This is a genomic window from Deinococcus alpinitundrae (assembly GCF_009982895.1).
GTDB classification, from domain to species: domain Bacteria; phylum Deinococcota; class Deinococci; order Deinococcales; family Deinococcaceae; genus Deinococcus; species Deinococcus alpinitundrae.
On the sequence record NZ_WXZL01000026.1, the window covers coordinates 35,368 to 53,267 of the forward strand.

The 17,900-nt window shown below is 66.7% G+C and carries 15 protein-coding genes, 1 pseudogene and 1 riboswitch; of the genes and pseudogenes, 7 read left to right on the top strand and 9 right to left on the bottom strand.

The genetic code is table 11. The annotated features are described in order from the left end of the window. The 5 genes and pseudogenes from GUI70_RS18350 to GUI70_RS18370 form a co-directional block, all read right to left on the bottom strand. Positions 1-1,616, bottom strand: a pseudogene (locus GUI70_RS18350) (hypothetical protein); the annotation flags it as partial. Positions 1,617-1,706: 90 nt separating this feature from the next. Next, positions 1,707-2,273, bottom strand: a complete 567-nt coding sequence (gene tsaB / locus GUI70_RS18355; RefSeq protein ID WP_237725025.1) for a tRNA (adenosine(37)-N6)-threonylcarbamoyltransferase complex dimerization subunit type 1 TsaB — start codon at positions 2,271-2,273, stop codon at positions 1,707-1,709. A gap of 3 nt (positions 2,274-2,276) precedes the next feature. Then, positions 2,277-3,506 carry a hypothetical protein gene (locus GUI70_RS24505; RefSeq protein ID WP_237725026.1) on the bottom strand — a complete coding sequence of 410 codons (1,230 nt, stop codon included), beginning with the start codon at positions 3,504-3,506 and terminating at the stop codon, positions 2,277-2,279. After that, complete coding sequence (locus GUI70_RS18365) at positions 3,503-4,027, bottom strand: gamma carbonic anhydrase family protein (protein ID WP_161883768.1); 525 nt, start codon at positions 4,025-4,027, stop codon at positions 3,503-3,505. The genes GUI70_RS24505 and GUI70_RS18365 overlap by 4 nt, the downstream gene beginning before the upstream one ends. Beyond that, positions 4,024-4,461: an NUDIX hydrolase gene (locus GUI70_RS18370; protein ID WP_161883769.1), complete on the bottom strand. Its 438-nt coding sequence runs from the start codon at positions 4,459-4,461 to the stop codon at positions 4,024-4,026. Before GUI70_RS18370 ends, GUI70_RS18365 begins: the two co-directional genes overlap by 4 nt. A gap of 98 nt (positions 4,462-4,559) precedes the next feature. On the opposite strand from GUI70_RS18370, the gene GUI70_RS18375 reads away from it, so the two are divergent. Beyond that, entirely contained in the window at positions 4,560-4,766 is a 207-nt protein-coding gene (locus GUI70_RS18375) for a hypothetical protein (protein ID WP_161883770.1), read from the top strand. A 6-nt stretch (positions 4,767-4,772) separates the two neighbouring features. Here the strand turns inward: GUI70_RS18375 and GUI70_RS18380 are convergent, their stop codons facing one another. Further along, the gene (locus GUI70_RS18380) at positions 4,773-6,236 is read right to left on the bottom strand and encodes a CHASE2 domain-containing protein (RefSeq protein WP_161883771.1); all 1,464 of its coding nucleotides are present in this window, start codon (positions 6,234-6,236) and stop codon (positions 4,773-4,775) included. Continuing rightward, entirely contained in the window at positions 6,223-7,800 is a 1,578-nt protein-coding gene (locus GUI70_RS18385) for a FecR family protein (RefSeq protein ID WP_161883772.1), read from the bottom strand. The genes GUI70_RS18380 and GUI70_RS18385 overlap by 14 nt, the downstream gene beginning before the upstream one ends. 100 nt (positions 7,801-7,900) lie before the next feature. Between GUI70_RS18385 and abc-f the strand changes: the two genes are divergently transcribed. Beyond that, positions 7,901-9,781, top strand: coding sequence for a ribosomal protection-like ABC-F family protein (gene abc-f, locus GUI70_RS18390; protein ID WP_161883773.1), 1,881 nt, complete (start codon positions 7,901-7,903; stop codon positions 9,779-9,781). On the opposite strand, the gene GUI70_RS18395 is transcribed toward abc-f, so the two are convergent. Next, positions 9,778-10,395, bottom strand: coding sequence for a DNA-3-methyladenine glycosylase (locus GUI70_RS18395; RefSeq protein WP_161883774.1), 618 nt, complete (start codon positions 10,393-10,395; stop codon positions 9,778-9,780). The genes abc-f and GUI70_RS18395 overlap by 4 nt on opposite strands. A 50-nt stretch (positions 10,396-10,445) precedes the next feature. Here GUI70_RS18395 and GUI70_RS18400 point away from each other — a divergent pair, with 50 nt between their 5' ends. Genes GUI70_RS18400 through GUI70_RS18415 form a run of 4 tightly spaced genes read left to right on the top strand, consistent with a single transcriptional unit; the run spans position 10,446 to position 13,263 of the window. Further along, a complete protein-coding gene (locus tag GUI70_RS18400; protein WP_161883775.1) occupies positions 10,446-11,030 on the top strand; it encodes a hypothetical protein in 585 nt (194 codons plus the stop codon). Between the two features lie 59 nt (positions 11,031-11,089). After that, positions 11,090-11,815 (top strand): 23S rRNA (guanosine(2251)-2'-O)-methyltransferase RlmB, encoded by a 726-nt coding sequence (rlmB, locus tag GUI70_RS18405; RefSeq protein WP_161883776.1) that lies wholly within the window; start codon positions 11,090-11,092, stop codon positions 11,813-11,815. Beyond that, the gene (locus tag GUI70_RS18410; protein ID WP_272952900.1) at positions 11,812-12,702 is read left to right on the top strand and encodes an aldose 1-epimerase; all 891 of its coding nucleotides are present in this window, start codon (positions 11,812-11,814) and stop codon (positions 12,700-12,702) included. The genes rlmB and GUI70_RS18410 overlap by 4 nt, the downstream gene beginning before the upstream one ends. Then, positions 12,703-13,263, top strand: coding sequence for a class I SAM-dependent methyltransferase (locus GUI70_RS18415; protein ID WP_161883777.1), 561 nt, complete (start codon positions 12,703-12,705; stop codon positions 13,261-13,263). 9 nt (positions 13,264-13,272) lie between these two features. Here GUI70_RS18415 and GUI70_RS18420 read toward each other — a convergent pair whose 3' ends face one another. Beyond that, complete coding sequence (locus GUI70_RS18420; protein WP_161883778.1) at positions 13,273-14,304, bottom strand: thiamine ABC transporter substrate-binding protein; 1,032 nt, start codon at positions 14,302-14,304, stop codon at positions 13,273-13,275. Between the two features lie 65 nt (positions 14,305-14,369). Beyond that, a riboswitch (TPP riboswitch) is annotated at positions 14,370-14,481 on the bottom strand. A gap of 147 nt (positions 14,482-14,628) precedes the next feature. Between GUI70_RS18420 and GUI70_RS18425 the strand changes: the two genes are divergently transcribed. Then, positions 14,629-17,760 (top strand): DEAD/DEAH box helicase, encoded by a 3,132-nt coding sequence (locus tag GUI70_RS18425; RefSeq protein ID WP_161883779.1) that lies wholly within the window; start codon positions 14,629-14,631, stop codon positions 17,758-17,760. Positions 17,761-17,900: the final 140 nt, after the last annotated feature.

Sequence of the window (17,900 nt, forward strand, 5' to 3'; positions counted from 1 at the left end):
TGCCCAGCCAGCCCTTTGACGAGATTGACCGTACCGCTGCCGCTGGCCGAGATGCCCGCCAGCTTCAGCCCATTGGCCTGCCAGGTGCCGACGAACTTGTGGCTGGTGTCTATCTGGAGCCTGCCGCCGCTGTTCGCCGTCAGGCTGGCCCGCAGACCGTCCTCGTCCAGCTGTCCCTGCCCGTCTAAAACGAGTGGCCCCACCTTGAGTCGGCGGGCACCCAGCGCCAGGTCATTGACGCGGCCCTGGACCGACAGTTCACCGGTCAGGTTGTAGACGTTGGGGCGCAGCGTGGCGCTCAGCTCGCGCTCCCGGAGCTGATAGCTGGCCTGCACCGGCCCGCCGAGGCCCTGGCCCTGAACGGTCAGCCGGTTGCGGGCGTCGATCTGGCCCGTCAGGTTCAGCGGTTTGCGGGCCAGTTCGCCCATCAGGCTCAGGCGGCCAGTCTTGTTGAAGGTCCAGGTTCCGGCGAGCTGCTGGCGTTCCCCAAGCAGTCGGGAGTTGACCTGAAAGCCCAAGGTGTTGCTCAGGACAAGCGACTTCTTGTGCTGAAGCTGCGACTCGAACTTGTAAGCGGCGCTCAGACCCTGGTACGGCACGCTGGCGAACTGACCCTGGAGGCTGCTGATGTCGGCGCTGACCTTCACATCGGTCCAGCCGCTGACCCGCGCCGTGAGACGGGCATCTCCGCTGGCGGGCAGCTTCAGCGACTTGCCCAGCACCGTGAGGATCGGGCTGGCCTGAGCCGTGATGTCGAAGTGCCGGGCCTTGAGGTCCACGCTGGCCTGCGCCGTCACCGGGCCGCCCAGTCCCCGTCCACCGAGCTGCCCCTGAATGACACTGCCGCGCTGGGTAAAGCGCCCCGCCAGCGAATCGAGCGCGACGAACCGCGCCTGCGGCACCTCGGCGGCCCCACCGCTCAGTTTGAAATCGCCTGCCAGCACGCCGCTGACGAGACGGTACTGTCCCTGAATCCGGCCCGCCGTGACGCCGCCGGGTTTCCAGTAGGCGTTGATCAGCCGGGCGTCGGCATCGAAGTCGGCCCAGGCCCGCAGCTGGCCGCCCGATTCTGCATAGTGCAGCGCGGCGCTGGCGTTGCCGTAGGCAGTCTGTCCCTGCACCCCGATCAGCCCGCTGCCCGGCGCGGTGCTGCGGCCCGTCACGCGGAAGCGCCCGTTGGGCACGCCCACGCCCTGGCCATCGAGATTGATGCGCACGTCCTCGATGTCGAGGTTGCCGGGCAATACCTTGAGGCCCAGTGGCAGGCCGGAGCCGGAGGACGTGCTAGAGCTGGACTTGCCCAGCAGAGCCTTGAGATTTACATCGACCACGCCGCCGCTGAGCGCCGCATTCAGCCGCGCTGTGCGGGTGGCCGGATCAAAGCCGCCCAGACTGACGCGCCCGTTCGCGGCCCTGACGTCGACGCCCGGCCCCTGCACCTTGAGCTGCCGCGCGGAGAGGTTCCACAGCGGGCCGCTGACCGACGCCGCTGAAATCTGGTACGCGCCGCCCAGCCGGGAGAGCAGCGCCGGACCGTAGAGCGCCGGACCGAAAACGACAAACAGCAGCAGCGCCACCAGCGCGACAGCGAGAATCAGGGCGAGGCGGCGCAACATCACACCTGTGATTCTACCGTGTGCAACGTGAGTGAAAGGCGCAGCATACTCACCGCCTCATCAGAACCGGGCCGCCGGGCGAAGGGGCCGTCACAGATACTGCAACTGCCACTCGCGCTGGCCGTGCGCCAGCCCGGCGCGGGCCAGCGCCAGGGCGTCGGGTTCGGCGTCCTGCCGCCACAGAAAGTCGCCGACCTTCACCGCGAATTCGGCGTGTGGATACTTGGCGGCCGGAACCCGAGTCTCCACGACCACGCCGCCGACCACCCGGTAGACTGCGCCGTAGAGCTGCTCCTTGCGGGCGTCGAGCGACACGGCCTGCATGCCGTCCTGCTGCGCATCGATCAGGCTCTCCAGGGTGCCGACGCCCAGCACCGGTGCGCCGCAGGCTCGGCCCAGCCCGAGCGCGTAGCTGGCCCCCACCCGCACCCCGGTATACGAGCCCGGCCCGGTGCCGACGATCAGCCGCTCAAGCTGGCCCGGGCGGAGTTCGGCTTCCTCCAGCAGCGCTCTGAGGGCGCTGGGAAGCTGCTCGGCGTGGGCGCGCCCGACCTCGCGTCGCCAGCTGAATTCGCCCTGCGGCGTCAGCAGGCCCAGCGCCAGAGCGGGCGTAGCCGATTCGATGGCGAGCGTGATAGGAACAAAGCGGTTCGGCACGGCTCAGTCGTCTTTCAGGTATCCGGCGCTGATCAGCTCTTTGAGCAGCGCCTCCAAGTCGTGCAGGGCCACGTCGCGGCGCAGGGCGAACTCGGCGGGCGTCAGGCCGTCGATGAGGGCCTTCTGAAAGGTCAACCCCTCCTGGCCGTAGCGGGCGCGAAAGCCCTGGTGAGCCGTGGTGATGGCGTTCACGGCGTCGCGCCCGCGCAGGGTCGCCACGTAGCCGTGATGCGCCCAGCCCGCCAGGCTGCGCGGCAAGATGAGGGTCTGCGGGCGTAGCGGTGCGGGAAAGGCCCCCTCATACGACAGTCCGGCTGGCAGCGTCGCCACGACCTGACCCTGATCGTAGAAGACGGCCTCGCCGGGGCGCGAGTGCAGCCCGGTGAAATCGTCGGTGAGGTTAAATTTCCAGGCCCGGCTGCCCACCCCGCTGAGGATGTGGGCCAGGTGCTTGTCCAGCGGGTAGGCCGAGAGCGGCGCGCCCTGGTCGTAGAGGTGCAGCAACTCGCCCAGCGCCTGCTCGCCGGTGCTGCTCAGGCCCGCCGCCGCGACGGTGCGGCCCTCGTAGACCAGCACGTAGGCGGCCTGCTCGCCCAGCCCTGCGTGCAAGAAGCCGTACCAGTTCTGGTCGTGCAGGAAGCGCAGGAAATCGTGCAGATTGCAAAATCCACTCTGGATGCCGGTGTGGCTGGGCGTCACAGCCGGCAGGAAGCGCGCCAGAAACGGTGTGGCTCCCGCGAACATCGGGCTGAGCTGCGTGACCATCGGCCCGCCCGGCAAACCAGAAGCGGTGGGGGAGGCGGCTGGCTGGGCCACTGGGGCTTGATCAACCGTGGGTTGGTGAACTGCGGGCTGGGTTACGGGCGCTTGGTCAACGGGAAGCTGGGTCAGCGATTCCTGCGGTGCAGCGACCAGATGAATCTCACCGGGCCTGGGAACGCTGACCGGGGTGCTGCTCTCCTCGGCGTCGCTCACCTCCACCGCGCCTGCCGCCAGAAACTGCTCCGGCAGGCTCAGGCCGTCGAGCAGCCCGGAGAGCTGGTTGTCGGCGTCGGTGTTGTCTGAGCCGGAGTGATCAGGGCTGGGTTTCTCGGGGCTGGGACGGTCCGCCGGGGAACTTTCTGCAGGGAATGGGTTGCCGAGCTCGGCCTTTCGGTTCTCGGAAGCGCGGGAAGGTGGCCGCCGCCTGGAGTCCTTGCCCTCGCCGTTGCCCGGGTCCGGTGGACGGCTCACGGCCTCTCCCCGGACGGCCCAACGATCCTCAGCCCGGCGCGGTAGCGCTCGGCGTTGGCAATGTAATGCCGGGCGTTGTCCATGCCTGCCACCGGCTTGATGACCTTGGCCGGGACACCCACAGCCAGCATGCCGTCGGGCACCGCGCGGCCCTCGGGCAGCAGCGCTCCGGCCCCCAGCACCGCGCCCCGGCCCAGGCGACTGCCGTTGAGCATCACCGCCCCCATGCCCACCAGGCTGCCGTCCTCGCAGGTCGCGCCGTGAACGACGGCGCGGTGGCCCACTGTCACGTTCTCGCCGAGGGTGCAGGGAAAGCCGGGGTCGGTATGCAGCACTGCGCCGTCTTGCACGTTGCTGCCTGCGCCCACGATGACGGCTTCCATATCGCCGCGCAGCACCGCGCCGAACCACACCGAGGCTTGCGCGCCCACCGTCACCTGCCCGATCAGGTCGGCGCTGTGCGCAGTGAAGGCGGTGGCATGAATGTCCGGCGTCAAGGCGCCGAGGGCATAGTGGGTCATCGGTTCTCTCTCCAGAGCGTCAGGGCTTGGTCCAGCAGGGCGCGGTCCTCGGCGAAGCTGAGCCGGGTGGACGCCTCGGTAATGTCAAAAAAGCCGCCCCCGCTGAAGGTGTCTTCGAGTTCGGTGTCACCCGCCTCGGCGCTCATCATGAACCAGGTGATATGGCGGGCCTCGCCCCGGTTGTTGGTATAGCTGGTGTCGGGCAGCGCCGCCACGATCTGCGCGCGCACGCCGGTTTCCTCCTGCACCTCGCGCACGGCGGCCTGTTGGGGCGTTTCGCCCGCTTCCAGATGCCCCTTGGGAAAGCCCCAGGTGCCGCTCTCGCGGTAGCGCACCAGCAGCGCCTCGGGCCGGGCCGCGTCGCCGCGCAGCACCACCCCACCGGCCCCCGGCACGGGCGGCGCATTCACAGACGTGGACGCAGTCGAGTTCATTAAGGCAGTATACCGGCCTCGGCGCGGGGCCGTAACATAAACGGAACGCCAAGCCCACGGCTTCAGGTTGCTGCCGCCCCCGGCGTTAGGCTGAAGCCATGAAACTCGACTACAAAGGCCGGACAATCGAAGCCGATCAAGCTGACGTGGCGCTGCCGTCGTCCTGGGGTGGCCGCGACGATGGCCCGCAGGGCTGGGTCAAGGTGGACGGCGTGGACGTGACCGATCAGGTGGCGGTGGAGGGCGGCGATCTGGAGACGCACGTTCAGCGCGCCAAGGACCTGATCGACACGGGCGGGATCTGAACTGGTCTAGCGCTGCTCCAAGCGGTACTTCATGCGGTAGCGGTCGCGCGACGCCTGCTCGATCAGTTCGGCAGCCTGGGTCATCTGCGGGGTGCTGACGGCCTGGCCCACACTGATCCGCAGAGCAATGTCGCGGTAGCGCAAATCGCTGAAGGTACTCTGGAGGTGCTCGACCAGCCGGGTCAGTTCGCCCTGTGGCTCACGGCTGTGGGCCTCGACCAGCAGGGCGAACTCGTCGGCCCCCCAGCGAAACACCAGTTCGCGGCGGGTGCGCCCCAGCCGCAGCGCCGCCGCCACCTCGCGCAGCACCTGGTCGCCTGCTGCCCGTCCGTAGACCTCGTTGACCCGCCGAAAGCCTCCCAGGTCGATCAGCAGCAGGCCCAGCGGGCGTACGGCGCGGCTCGCCCAGCGGTGCTCGGCGGCGCGGGTAAAGGCCAGGCGGTTGCCCAGCCCGGTCAGCGGATCGAGGGTGCCGAGGCGACGCAGCGTCAGCACCCGCTCGGCGGCGACGAAGGCCGTGCCCACGATGGCCGAGAGCGAGGCCATGACCCCGGGAAACAGCCAGCCTGCCGAATACAGCGGCGCGCTCAGGCCCAGGCCCAGCAGCGCCAGCCCGAAGCCCCACAGTCCGCCTGCCCACACCGCCAGCGCCGCCAGCGCCGCGCAGATCAGCAGCGAGAACCACAGCGCCACTGGCCTGAGCGGCTCGGCCAGCAGCGAGGTCACCGCCCGTGCCTGCAACTCCACTCCGGGCACCACAGCGCGGCGCGCATCGGGGAAGGTGGTGTCCGGCGAGGCGCTGGCGGTCAGGCCAATCAGCACGATCTTGTTCTGGAGATCCGAGAAGCGCACGTTCCCCGTCACCACGTCGCGAAACGACAAGACCGGCAGGCGACTGGCATCGGGGGCCACGAAGCGCAGAATCTGGCGCTCAGTGTTCAGCGGCCTGGGCACCCCGGCCAGCCGCGCGAGCTGGGCGCTGAAGCTGGGCCACAGTCGCCCGTCCACGCTGCGGTAGGCCGTCTGGAAACTCCGCACCGCGCCGCTCTCCAGATTCAGGCTGGCGACGCCGTACACGGTGTTCCAGGGGCGCGGTCCCTGCGGCAGCTGAGGCGTACTCGCCAGCACCGTGCCGGGCCAGCTGACGGATTGTGCCAGCGCCGCGTCGCCGGGTGCAGGTGAATCGAACAGCACGTCGATCCCCACCGCCCGCGCTCCGGCCTGACGCAGCGTCGTCAGCGCGCGGGCGTACAGTTCGCGGTTCCAGCTGGTCAGGGTGCCGTAGTCGCGTAGGCTCACGTCGTCGATGCCGACCACCACCACGCGGGCGTCGGGCGGCGCGGGCAGGCTGCGGTTGAGCAGGTCTTGCAGTGCCAACTTCTGCTGCGGAAACGCCAGCAGCAGCAGCGAGGCGAGGAGCGCGGCCAGCAGCGCGGCGACGGGCCACCACTGCTGCTCAGGGCGCGCCATAACCCACCGCGCCGTACTCCATGGCTGCGCCCGCATTGCCCGCCGCGTCGGCGGCGCTCAGCTTGATCACCGCGCCCGGCTCCGGCAGCGGCAGCAGCCAGTCGAAGCGGGCCTGCTGCGGCAGGTGCAGGGTGCGGGTATACACGCGCCCGTTTACCTCGGCGCTCAGCTGCACGCTGGGCGAGCGGTCGGTCACCTGACCTGTCAGGCGCACGGTACGGCCCAGCCGAAGCACAGACACCCGGCTCACCACCGGCGGACTGCGGTCGATCAGCACGTTGCGTTTCAGACTGGTGCTGCTGCCGGGCCGCCGGGCCGTCAACGTCAGGTCGTAGCGGCCCTCGGGCAACCGGTTTTTGAGCGCCTGCAAGCTGAAAACACCCTCGGCGCTCTGGGTCAGCGGGAAGTCCTGACCAGCTACCTTCACACTGAGCCGGGTGTTGGGCTGGCTGCGAACTGTCAGGCTCAACTCGGACGCGGTGGGAGCCAGGGTCAGGTCCAGTCGGGTGGGCGCAGCGCGCTGGCGGTCGAGCGCTTGATTGACCCGGTCGGAAGCGTCCAGAACAAGCGCCTGCACCATGTCGCCGCTGAGTTGCTGACCCTGATCGAGCTGTAGACCCACACCACTGGGCAGCGCCACCTGCCCCTCGAACACCTTGACCAGTCCGTTCTCGTCCACCCGGAAGATGGTGCCGCGCACCGCCGCCGTGACGGTAGGAGTGGTGATCTCGTAACCGCCCTGGCGCTTGGCAACCACGTTCCAGGCGCTGCCGCGTGTGAGCTGCAAGGTGATCTCACGCTGGCCTTTGCCTTCTTGCGAGAGCACCCTGTCGACACTCAGGACGCTTAGGGCGCTCTGGGGTTGCAGCCGCAGGTAACCGCCCCCGGTAAAACCGACCTCGGCAAAAGCGTTCGGGCCGGTATTCAGTTGCTGGCCCGATTGCAGGCGCTCGTCTACAGCCGCGTTGTGCGCCGGACTTGCCTGGGTGGTCACCGACTGGATCGTCACCGGCCCCTTGACGGCCTGCACCACCGCCTCGCCCTCGCCGACGAAGCGCGAGTCGTACCAGGCGTCGCGCTCGGCAAACGGCGTGATCCGCTTGGTGGCAAAGTCGTACTGCTCCCCGGCCTTGAGGGTGAGGACCCGGCTGCCCACTGCCAGCCGCGCCGTGCCCGCGATAATCGCCAGCCGCCGGGTCGGCGCGCGCAGGTCCAGGCGTACCCGCCCGTCACTGGCGAGGTGGACGCTCTGCGAGAAGAAGCTGAGCTGGCCGCTGAGATAGAACTTCCCGGTTTGCAAATCCGGCTCGTTCTGGTAGATGCGCAGCGCCGAGTCGCTGGCGATCAGTACCTGGCCGCCGCCGCTTTGCAAAGTGGCGCGGCCTGCGCCAACCCGCAGCGCCTGCTCAACCGTCTCGCCTACGGCGGCCAGCTGCCAGACGGCGCGGCGCTGCTCCACGCTGCCGCCGACCTCGCGCAGCACCGAGGGTGCGGCCCTGGCGACACCGAGCGTCAGGGTCAGTCCACAAACCAGTGCACAAAGTAGAAAATTCGACAAACGCACCCGAGTAGTGTAGCGGGCGGCGTGTCCTCCCGGCGTTTGAGAGAGGTGAGGGGCATGCTCCCGGCCCCGCAGGCGATCGCCTCGTGTCATACTCGGTCGCGTGCTGCTGGCCCTGGAAGACGTACAAAAAGATTACGGCGCTCAGCCGGTCCTTACCCATGTGACCCTGCAGATCAACCCCGGTGACCGCATCGGGCTGGTGGGCCGCAACGGCGCGGGCAAGAGCACCCTGCTGCGGCTCCTGCTGGGCGCGGAGAAGGCCGACGCCGGGACCATCCGGGTGTTTCCGGGGGTGCGGGTGGGCAACCTCACTCAGGACCCCAGTTTTGCGCCGGGCAGCACGGTGGAGGGCGTGATGGAAGCGGCCTTTCACGAACTCGACGCGCTGGAGGCCGAACTTGCTGCCGCCGCCGCAAACATGCACACCGGCACACCCGAGAGCATCGAGCACCACGCCGAGTTGCTCGAACACTACGCCCGCCGGGGCGGCTTCGAGCGCCGGGCGCGCAAGGACGCCGTGACGCTGGCCTTCGGGTTCCGGGGCCGCGAACAAGACGAGACGGCCCGGCTCTCGGGCGGCGAGCGCACGCGCCTGGGCCTGGCCGCCTTGATCGTCGAGAATCCCGATGTGCTGCTGCTCGACGAGCCGACCAACCACCTCGACATCGTGATGGTGGAGTGGCTGGAGGGTTTCTTGTCGCGCTACCCCGGCGCGCTGCTAGTGATCAGCCACGACCGGGCCTTTCTGGACGCGGCCACCAATGAAACGGCCCACCTGTGGCGCGGCGAGGTCAAGGTGTATCCGGCCAGCTACACGGCGTTCCGCACCCTGCTCGACGAGGAACTCGAACGCCAGCGCCTGCGCGCCGAGCAGGACGCCCGCAAGGTCGCTGCCCTTTCCGAGTCGGCGGCCCGCATGAAGATCTGGGGCCTGGGGATGTCCAAGCTGGCCCGCCGCGCCAGCAGCATGGAAACCCGCCTGGAACGCTTGAAAAAGTCGGCGGCGACCGCCCCGCCCCGCGCCGAGCGCACCGCCCGCATTCTCTTTCATGCGCCGCCCAGCGGCGATATCGTGCTCGACGCGAAGCACCTGACCAAGCGCATCGCCGGGCGAACCCTCTTCGAGAACGTGCAGGTGCAGATCCGCCACGGCGAACGGGTGGCGCTGATTGGCCGCAACGGAGCCGGGAAAACCACCTTTCTGCGGGTGCTGCTGGGCCTCTCGCCCAGCGACGATGCCAGGGGCGAGAGCCGCACCGGGGCCAGGGTCACGGTGGGCTACTACGATCAGCAACTGCGTGGTGTGGACGAGGACAGCACCTTGTATCACGAGGCCCGCGAGTACGTTGAGAAGGACGCTGAGGCCCATGACCTGCTCGGCACTTACATGTTTCCCTACCTCAGCCACGACAAATCGGTCAAGGTGCTGTCGGGCGGCGAGCGGGCGCGGCTGGCGCTGCTGAAGCTGGCCCAGGAAGACCACAATTTTCTGATTCTCGACGAGCCGACCAACCACCTCGACATGGAGATGCTTGAAAGTCTGGAAGGCGCGCTCGACGACTTTTCCGGCACGCTGCTGATGGTCAGCCACGACCGCCGCCTGATCGAGCATCTGGCCGACCGCATCTGGCTGATCGAGGATGGGCAGTTTTACGAGTACCCCGGCGGCTGGCAGTATTACCGCGAGAAGCACCGCCCCGCCGAGAAGGTGCAGGAAGCCAAAGCCGTGCCCGTGAGGCAAAATCCGGCTGGACCCAAAGGCAAGGGATTGTGGCATCTCAAGCGTGAGGTGGAGCGGTTGGAAGCTGAGGTGGCCCAGCTCGAAGCCCAGCTCGAAGCGGCCCAGAGCGCCCTGGCCCACGCCGCCCCAGACGCCGATTTCGCCGCCCTGGGCCATCAGGCTGCCGAACTCGAAGCCCAGTTGCTGGCCCGTATGGAGGACTGGGGACAGGCCCAGGAGGAAGTGGAGGCGCGCAGCTAAGTGTTGCTCGTCGCCAAGTCCATACTCGGCAGCCCACTCGACAACCATTTGCTGCCCGTCTCAAAAAAGCGCCATGGCAGGTTGCGCCCCGCCGCGATGCCCACCCGCGCCGTGACGGTCACCTGATCGTCGCTTAATGGCACGCCAGGCAGCAAGCACAGCGCCGCGCCGTTGACTGGCTGGCCCCGGAACTGCTCGGGGGGGAGCGCCAGTGCCTGCACCAGCTTGGCCGGGCCGCTCAGCAAGTTGCGTTCGCTGACCACCGGGCGGTGTTCCAACATGGCGTCCACACCTTCCAGCGGTTCCAGCGCCCGGATCAGCACGCTGGCGGGAATGCCCTCGGCGCGGCAGGCGATTTGCAGCAGCGGATGTCCGTAGGCCACCCAGAACACGAACCGGCCCGGTGCTGCTTCCAGTTCCAGCGTCTTGATGTGGTGAAATCTTCCCGCCGTGCAGCTCGGGTCGCGTGGGCAGTCGTAGGCCTCGACCTCCACGATGCGGCCCGCGAGAACGCGCCCGTCTGGTAGCGTGCGGCGCAAGGTCGCGCCGAGCAGGTTGCGGGCCAGCTCGACCGGATTGGCGTCGAAGTGGGCGGGGGAGAAGGGAGCGGGCATAGGTCCATTAGATTAAGACTGAAAGTGCAGTCTTTGGATAAACTCAGTCGGTGAAAAAGTTTATCGTTCTGGCTGCTACAGTTTTAGCGCTGAATGGAGTAAGCGGTATTGCTCAAACCTGGCAGGACGGGCCTGCGAGCTACAACCTCAACAATTGTATTCGTGTCAATACAAAATCGGATACGAAGACCGTGAAATGTACTGCCGATTATACCTACACGGGCGCTTCTGAAAAATCGTCGGTTTATTTCTATTTCAACTATTTTAAGCTGGTTGATCCTGACGGTAAGGAATACTCCCCTAACCAAGCTGTATTGAGCAGTGGCGAGTCTTCCACAAGTAGCTCTTTCGGCTTCAGTGTCTACAAAAATCTGCCGGTCAAAGTTACCTTCTTCTTCGATTATCCGCTGCAATACGTCAGCATCACCCGTCTCGTCTTCGCCAACAAAGTGTTTGCCAACGTGCCGATTCGCGGCGGTGTCACGGCCCTCCCTAAATCGGCCACGACGGCCACTATCGCGACCACGCCCAATGCAGCGTCAGCAGCCAAATTCAATGTCAGCCTCAGCAACTGTACGCCTGCTGCGGGCGGCACCTACACCTGCACGGGCGCAGTGCTGACGCCTGTGAAGTAAAAGCGGCGGCGGGCTTTGCGCCAGAGCGAACGCCTTTGCGCCGCGCTAGACTTCTCCGTATGCTTCTCTATGGCCGCAATCCCGTGCTCGAAGCCCTGCAAGGCGGGCGCGTTTCCGAACTTCTGGTCGCCAAGGGCATTGAGGAAGCCTTCGTGCGCGAACTCAAGACCTTCGATGTGCGCCTCAAATTCGCGCCCCGCATCGAACTCGATCAACTCGCCGGAACCACCCAGCACCAGGGTGTGCTGGCCGAAATCGAAGACCTGGAATGGGCGACGGTGGACGACATTCTGGACCGCGCCGACGAAAAGGGCGAGCAACTCCTGATCATTCTGCTCGACGGCATCACCGACCCGCGCAACTTCGGCGCGATCATCCGCAGCGCCGAGGTGCTGGGCGCGCACGGCGTGGTCGTCGAGGAACGCCGTAGCGCCCCGCTCTCGCCGGTGGTTGCCAAGGCCGCCGCCGGAGCCACCAGTTACCTGCCGGTGGCCCAAACCAAGAATCTGCCGCGCCTGATCGACCAGCTCAAGGAAGACAACGTCTGGATTTACGGCGCGGCGGGCGAGGCCGCTACCGATCTGCGCCGCCTGGACTATGACCGCCGCCTGGCGCTGGTCATCGGCGCGGAGGGAGAGGGGATGCGCCGCCTGGTGCGCGAGAAGTGCGACGAACTTGTCAGCATTGTCGTCAGGGGCCAGGTGCAGAGCCTGAACGCGGGCGTGGCGGCGGGTATCCTGATTCACCACGCGGTCAGCAGCCGTCCTGCGGTGACCAAGCCGTGAAGTCCGTCACCGTCCGGAACGAATCCTGGATGCTCGAAATTGCGCCGGAATGGGGGGCCAGCATCCTCAACCTCGGCGCCGCCTCGGGCCGCCCGGTCCTCCGACCCGTGGCCCCCAGCACCGTCAAGAGCAGCAGCGACACCGGCTGCTTTCCGCTGATGCCTTACAGCAACCGCATCCGTGACGCCCGCTTCGAGTTCGCGGGGCGCACGGTTGAGTTACGGCCCAAACCCGGCAGTAAGCTCGTTCAGCACGGCGACGTGCGCAACCGGCCCTGGCAGGTCGAGCGGGGCAGCGATACCCACCTGCGCTGCGACTTCGACAGCCGGGAATTCGCCGACATGAACTGGCCCTGGGCCTTCACCGCCCGCCTGGAATACCTCCTGCATGGCCCGCACTGCGATATCTCGCTGATGCTGACCAACGTTTCGGGTGAGCCGATGCCCGCCGGGATGGGCCTGCACCCGTACTTCCAGCGCCTGCAAGACGGCCAGCAGCCGGACGTACAGTTCGCAGCGGGCGGCTGGTATCCGACCGACGAGAACAGCCTGCCGCTGGGCAGTTCGCAGGCCATTCCTACAGACCTTGATTTCGGCGCGGCCCGCCCGGTGGGGGAGAGCCAGATCGACGCGGTGTTCGCCTCCTGGGACGGCACAGCGCGGCTGAGCTGGCCCACACGTTCTCTGACCCTCACCGCCGACAACGTGTTCTCACACCTCGTTTTGTTCACTGCTCCTGACGGTTCGCTGGCCCTGGAACCCGTCTCGCACGCCACCGACGCTTTCAATCTGGCGGCGCGTGAGGTGGCGGGCAGCGACATGAAGGTGCTCTCGCCGGGGCAATCGCTGGCCGGAGCGGTGCGACTGAGCCTGGACGGGAACTGGTAAATGGGTGGGCGCATCATCCTGGGCGCGGGTGAGCAGACCTGGGACGGCTGGAGAGCCACCCAGCGTGAGCAGCTCGACCTGACCGACCGCGCCAGTTTCGCCCGCTTCTTCGGGACCGAATTGGCCGACGCCTTTTTGTGCGAGCACGTCTGGGAGCACCTGAGCTTGCCGCAGGGTCAGGCCGCCGCCCGTCTGTGCTGGCGCTATCTTCAGCCCGGCGGCGTGCTGCGGGTGGCCGTGCCCGACGCCCATTTCCCCGACCCCGAATATCAGCGCACCGTGCAGGTGGGCGGCCCCGGCCCGGCCGGCCACCCCGCCGCCGATCACCAGATCGTCTATGACGCCCGGACGTTCGCCGAAGTGTTCACTCAGGCAGGCTTCGAAGTCGTCCTGCTGGAATACCACGACCCCAGCGGGCGCTTTCATGCTCAGCCGTGGTCGCCCGAAGCTGGCCCGGTGTACCGCTCGGCTCGGCTCGATCACCGCAACGCCGAGTACCGGGCGGGCCGGGGGCCGCTGGGTTTCGCCTCGATCATTCTGGACGCCCGCAAACCGGCCTGACCCGCTTGGTTACCGCGCCCGCAGCACCTCGCGTACCCACACGTCCACCACGGCCTGGGTATTGACCGGTGTGAGTGCCTTGACGCCCTGCGGCACCTGGGCAAACTGAAACACCGGATCGAGCTTGACGCCCTGCACCGCCGGGTACACCCACATACGGGTGGGGAAGTCGGCCTGCACCGGCTCTGAGAGCATGAAATCCACGAACTTGTGGGCCAGCGCGGGCTGCTTGGTGCCTTTCAGGACGCCCACGCCTTCGAGTTGCAGAAAGGTGCTGCCCGGCAGCAGCAGGTTGCCGGTGGGCGACTGGGCCGGAAGCTTCTTGGGGTCGTACCCTTCGGCGTAGGCGACCTCGGCGGCGGGGCTGCTGGCGTAACTCAGGACAATCGGGTACTTGCCGCCGTTGCGGCTAAATTCTTTGTCGTACGCATCGCTCCAGCCGCGCGTGACCTTCATCCCGCCCGCCCGCGCGGCTTTCCACCACTGCATGGCCCCCGCCTGACCGTAGAAGTTGACGCTCGCCAGCAAAAAGGCCAGGCCGGGGCTGCTGGTCGCGGGCGAGGCGACCACCGTCAGCTTGGCATAGGTGGGCGACTTGAGGTCGTCGAGGGTCTTGGGCAGCGCCAGGCCCGCCTTCTGGAACCAGGCGCGGTCGTAGTTGAAGGCCACATAGCCGGTATCGACCGTGTTCAGGTTGAAGGCGTCGAGCCGCTCGGCGGCGGGCACCCTGCTCAGCGCCGGACTCTTGTAGGCGTCGAGCAGTCCGGCGGCGGCGGCGCGGGGAGCCAGAGTGTTGTCCAGACCGTACACCACGTCCGCCAGGGGGTTGGCTCTGGTCAGAATCAGGCGGCCCAACAGCTCGCCCGCGTCGCCACCCTTGATCAGGCGCACCTTGACGTTGTTCTGGGCCTCGAAGCTGGCGATCAGTTTCTTGTCGAGGTCGAAGCTGTCGTGGGTAATGACGGTGAGGGTGGCGGGGGCGGCGCTGGCGAGGCCGCCGACCAGAAAGAGACTTAGAACACTGGCATTCAATTTGAACATAAAAAATCCCCTCTGGCGTCAGAGGAGAAGCGGTGCCGCCGCGCCCACGGCAAGGCAGCCGGAAGGCGGGTCGGCAGTCACGCTCCCTCCGCCGGTATGACCCGGTTCAGGTTCCTGGGGTGTGATCTCAGCCGGGCTCCGCTGATATCAGCGCAGTCGGCACCCCCGGTGACGCAGGATTGAGCATAGCAAATCCGCCGAGGGCAGTTGACCCGGCAAGGCCGATTTTGAGTGCGCCGTCCGGATCCCTGGACCTGCCCCGCCCGCCTTGTTTCCGCCTTTACACAGACATTTTCCCCCCTTCCCAGACGGTAAACTGACCGGATGACTGTCGCTGTCCCCTCGCTGTCCAAATTGCTGCCGAGCGCACCGCCAGGCAATGTGCTGCTGCTGCCGCAGGTGGCCCGCGCCGCTCTTTTCACGGCCCACAGCGGCCCCTGCGTGCTGTTGACCACCCCGGACCGCTTGCCGCTTTATCAGGACGCTGGTCAGCTCGGCGCGCCCCTCAGCGTCAACCCTGGTCTGCGCGAGTGGGACGAGAAGCGCGAGCACGTCGTGATGGACATTCAGACGGCGATGGACCTTTTCCCGGCCCGGCCCGAGGACCATGCCATCACCTTCGCGGTGGGCCGCCAGTACCCGCGTGAAGCGCTCCTTTTGCGGCTCGAGCAGCTCGGCTACCCGCGCTTGATCGACGGGCGGCTCGACGAGCTGGGCTTCATTCTACGCGGCGACACGCTCGATCTGTACCTGACGACGCACTCCCAGGAAGGCCAGCTCCCTGCGCTGCGGGCCGAGTTCTTCGGCGACGAACTCGACACCCTGCGCGAGCTGAGCGACGATGGCCTGCCCGGCGGCAAGCTGACGCGCTACTCGCTCGCGCCCACCGACGGCTACCTCAGCGAAACCAAGTGGGACGCCACCCGCCTAGAACTGCTGCCGGGACGGGTTTTTCTCGACGCACCCGAGTTCTACGCCAGTGCGCTCGGCCCCGTCACCGATCTGCTGTGGGCGCACCTGCTGACGCGCGAGGTAACCAGCTTTGGCCGGGCTCCGCTGATTCTGGAAGACTTTAGCCTTGATCTGGTGACGCTGCCGTACTACCGTGCCCGACTCGGTGAGCTGGCGACGGACGTGGACGAGTGGCGGGCGGCGGGCTACCGGGTGCTGCTGCTGGTCCGGCATGAGCGTACCGCCACCTACCTGGCCGAGAAGCTATTGGGCAACAAGGAGCCGCACTGGCTGAAGTTGCCGCGCCTGGACGCGGGCGAGCTGGGTTTTTTGCGCTCCAGCGGCGAGGGCGGCTTCGTGTTGGAGCAGGCCCGTATGGTGGTGCTGACCGAGGACCTGATCTACGGCTTTCAAGGCGGCTCGGCGCTGCGCGGTAAGAAACTCAGCGGCAAACCCGTTACCGACGCGCTGGGGCTGGCGGTGGGCGACTACCTGATTCACCCCGAGCACGGCATCGGTCAGTTTCAGGGTCTCCAGACCCGTACGGTGCTGGGTGTCACCCGCGATTACCTCAATATCAGCTACAAAAACGAGGCGGCCCTGGCCGTGCCGATTGAGCTGCTGCCCACCCTGCGCCGCCACCCCGGCACCACCGACGATCCGCCCGCGCTGTCGAGCCTCGACAAGAGCGCCTGGGCCAAGGCCAAAGAGCGCGCCAAGAAAAACGCCGAGGAAGTGGCGGGCAAGCTGCTGGTGCAGTACGCCGCCCGGCAGGTCACGCCCGGCAACAGCTTCGCGCCCAACGCCGAGTGGGACGCGCAGATCGCGGACAATTTCGAGTTCGAGCTGACCGTTGACCAGAAGACGGCCCTCAAGGAAACCCTTAAGGACCTCGAAGCGCCCAACCCGGCTGACCGCCTGATCTCCGGCGACGTGGGCTTCGGCAAGACGGAAGTCGCGCTGCGGGCCGCCCACCGGGTGGTGGGTGGGGGGATGCAGGTGGCGGTCCTCGTGCCGACCACCCTGCTGGCCGAGCAGCACACCTCCACCTTCGTGGAGCGCTTCAAGGACCTGCCGGTGCGGGTCGAGGGACTGTCACGCTTTACCGGCGACAAGCAGGCCAAGGCGATTCTGGGCGATCTGGCGTCGGGCAAGGTGGACATTATTATCGGCACCCACCGATTGCTGAGCAGCGACATCGTGTTCAAGAACCTGGGATTGATCATCGTGGACGAGGAGCACCGCTTCGGCGTCTCGCAAAAGGAAAAGCTGCGGGCGCTGCGCGGGATGCCGGAGATCAGCAAGGACGGCAAGATCGAGATTCCCGAGGGCGTCAAGGCGGTGGACACCCTGGCGCTGTCGGCCACTCCGATTCCGCGCACCCTCTACATGAGCATGGTGGGGTTGCGCGACATGTCCAGCATTCAGACGCCGCCCAGGGGTCGCAAACCGATTCAGACGATTCTCGCGCCCTTCGACCCGGTGACGGTGCGCGACGCCATCGTCTCGGAGATCGAGCGCGGCGGCAAGGTCTTCTACATTCACGACCGCATCGCCTCTATCGGCGCGCGCAGCCTGTACCTGCGCAATTTGGTGCCGGAAGCCCGCATCGGCGTGGCGCACGGGCGCATGAACGAGGAGGAACTCGAGGAGATCATGCTCGGCTTCGAGGAGGGGGCTTTCGACGTGCTGCTCTCGACCACCATCGTCGAGACCGGGCTGGATATTCCCGAGGCCAACACCATCCTGATCGAGCGGGCCGACCGACTGGGCTTAGCGCAGCTCTACCAGCTTAGGGGCCGGGTGGGGCGGCGCAGCACCGACGCCTACGCGTATCTGTTCTTCCCGCCGCGCATGACCGAAAATGCCTCACGGCGGCTGTGGGCCATCGCCGACTTACAAGACCTGGGCAGTGGCCACCTGCTGGCTGAGAAGGATATGGAAATTCGCGGGGTGGGTAATATTCTCGGTGAGGAGCAGCACGGGCACGTGCAGGCGGTCAGCATCGACGTGTACACCGAGCTGCTGGCCGAGGCGGTGGCCAAGCTCAAGGGCGAGCCGCTCAAGGCCCCGCCGAGCGTCAGCATCGACCTCCCCATCAATGCCCGTCTCGACGCCGATTATTTCGGTCGCGACGAGGACGCGCGCATCAGCACCTACGGGCGGCTCTCGGAGGCGCGGACCTTGCAGGCCATCAGCCGGGTCGAGCGCGATCTTCGCAAGAAGTACGGCCCGCCCAGCAGTGAAGTCCAGAACTTCATCGATCTCGCCAAGCTACGCCTCACCGCACTGGCTCGCCGGGTGCTGAGCATCGGCGAGACCATGACCGACCTGCAGATTACCTTCGCTTACAAAGCCCTTGACTACGACGCGGGCGGTCTCAAGAAGTTCCCGCACAAGACGGAAGTGACCACCTTCCCGCCGTCGATCAAGATTCAGAAGCGGGGCATCAAGCCTGACGATTACGCCCGGACGCTTATTGACGTGCTGGGGTATTTCGGGTGAGCAGTCTCAGTGAATGTAGATGGGTACAGGCTTTTCGTTATCTGACATCTTGCAGTTTAGAATTCGTGATGAAGAAGTGCGTCCTGGACAGCATTGACCCGATCAATCTCTAGATAAAGCTCCGTAAGGCGCACGCCAGC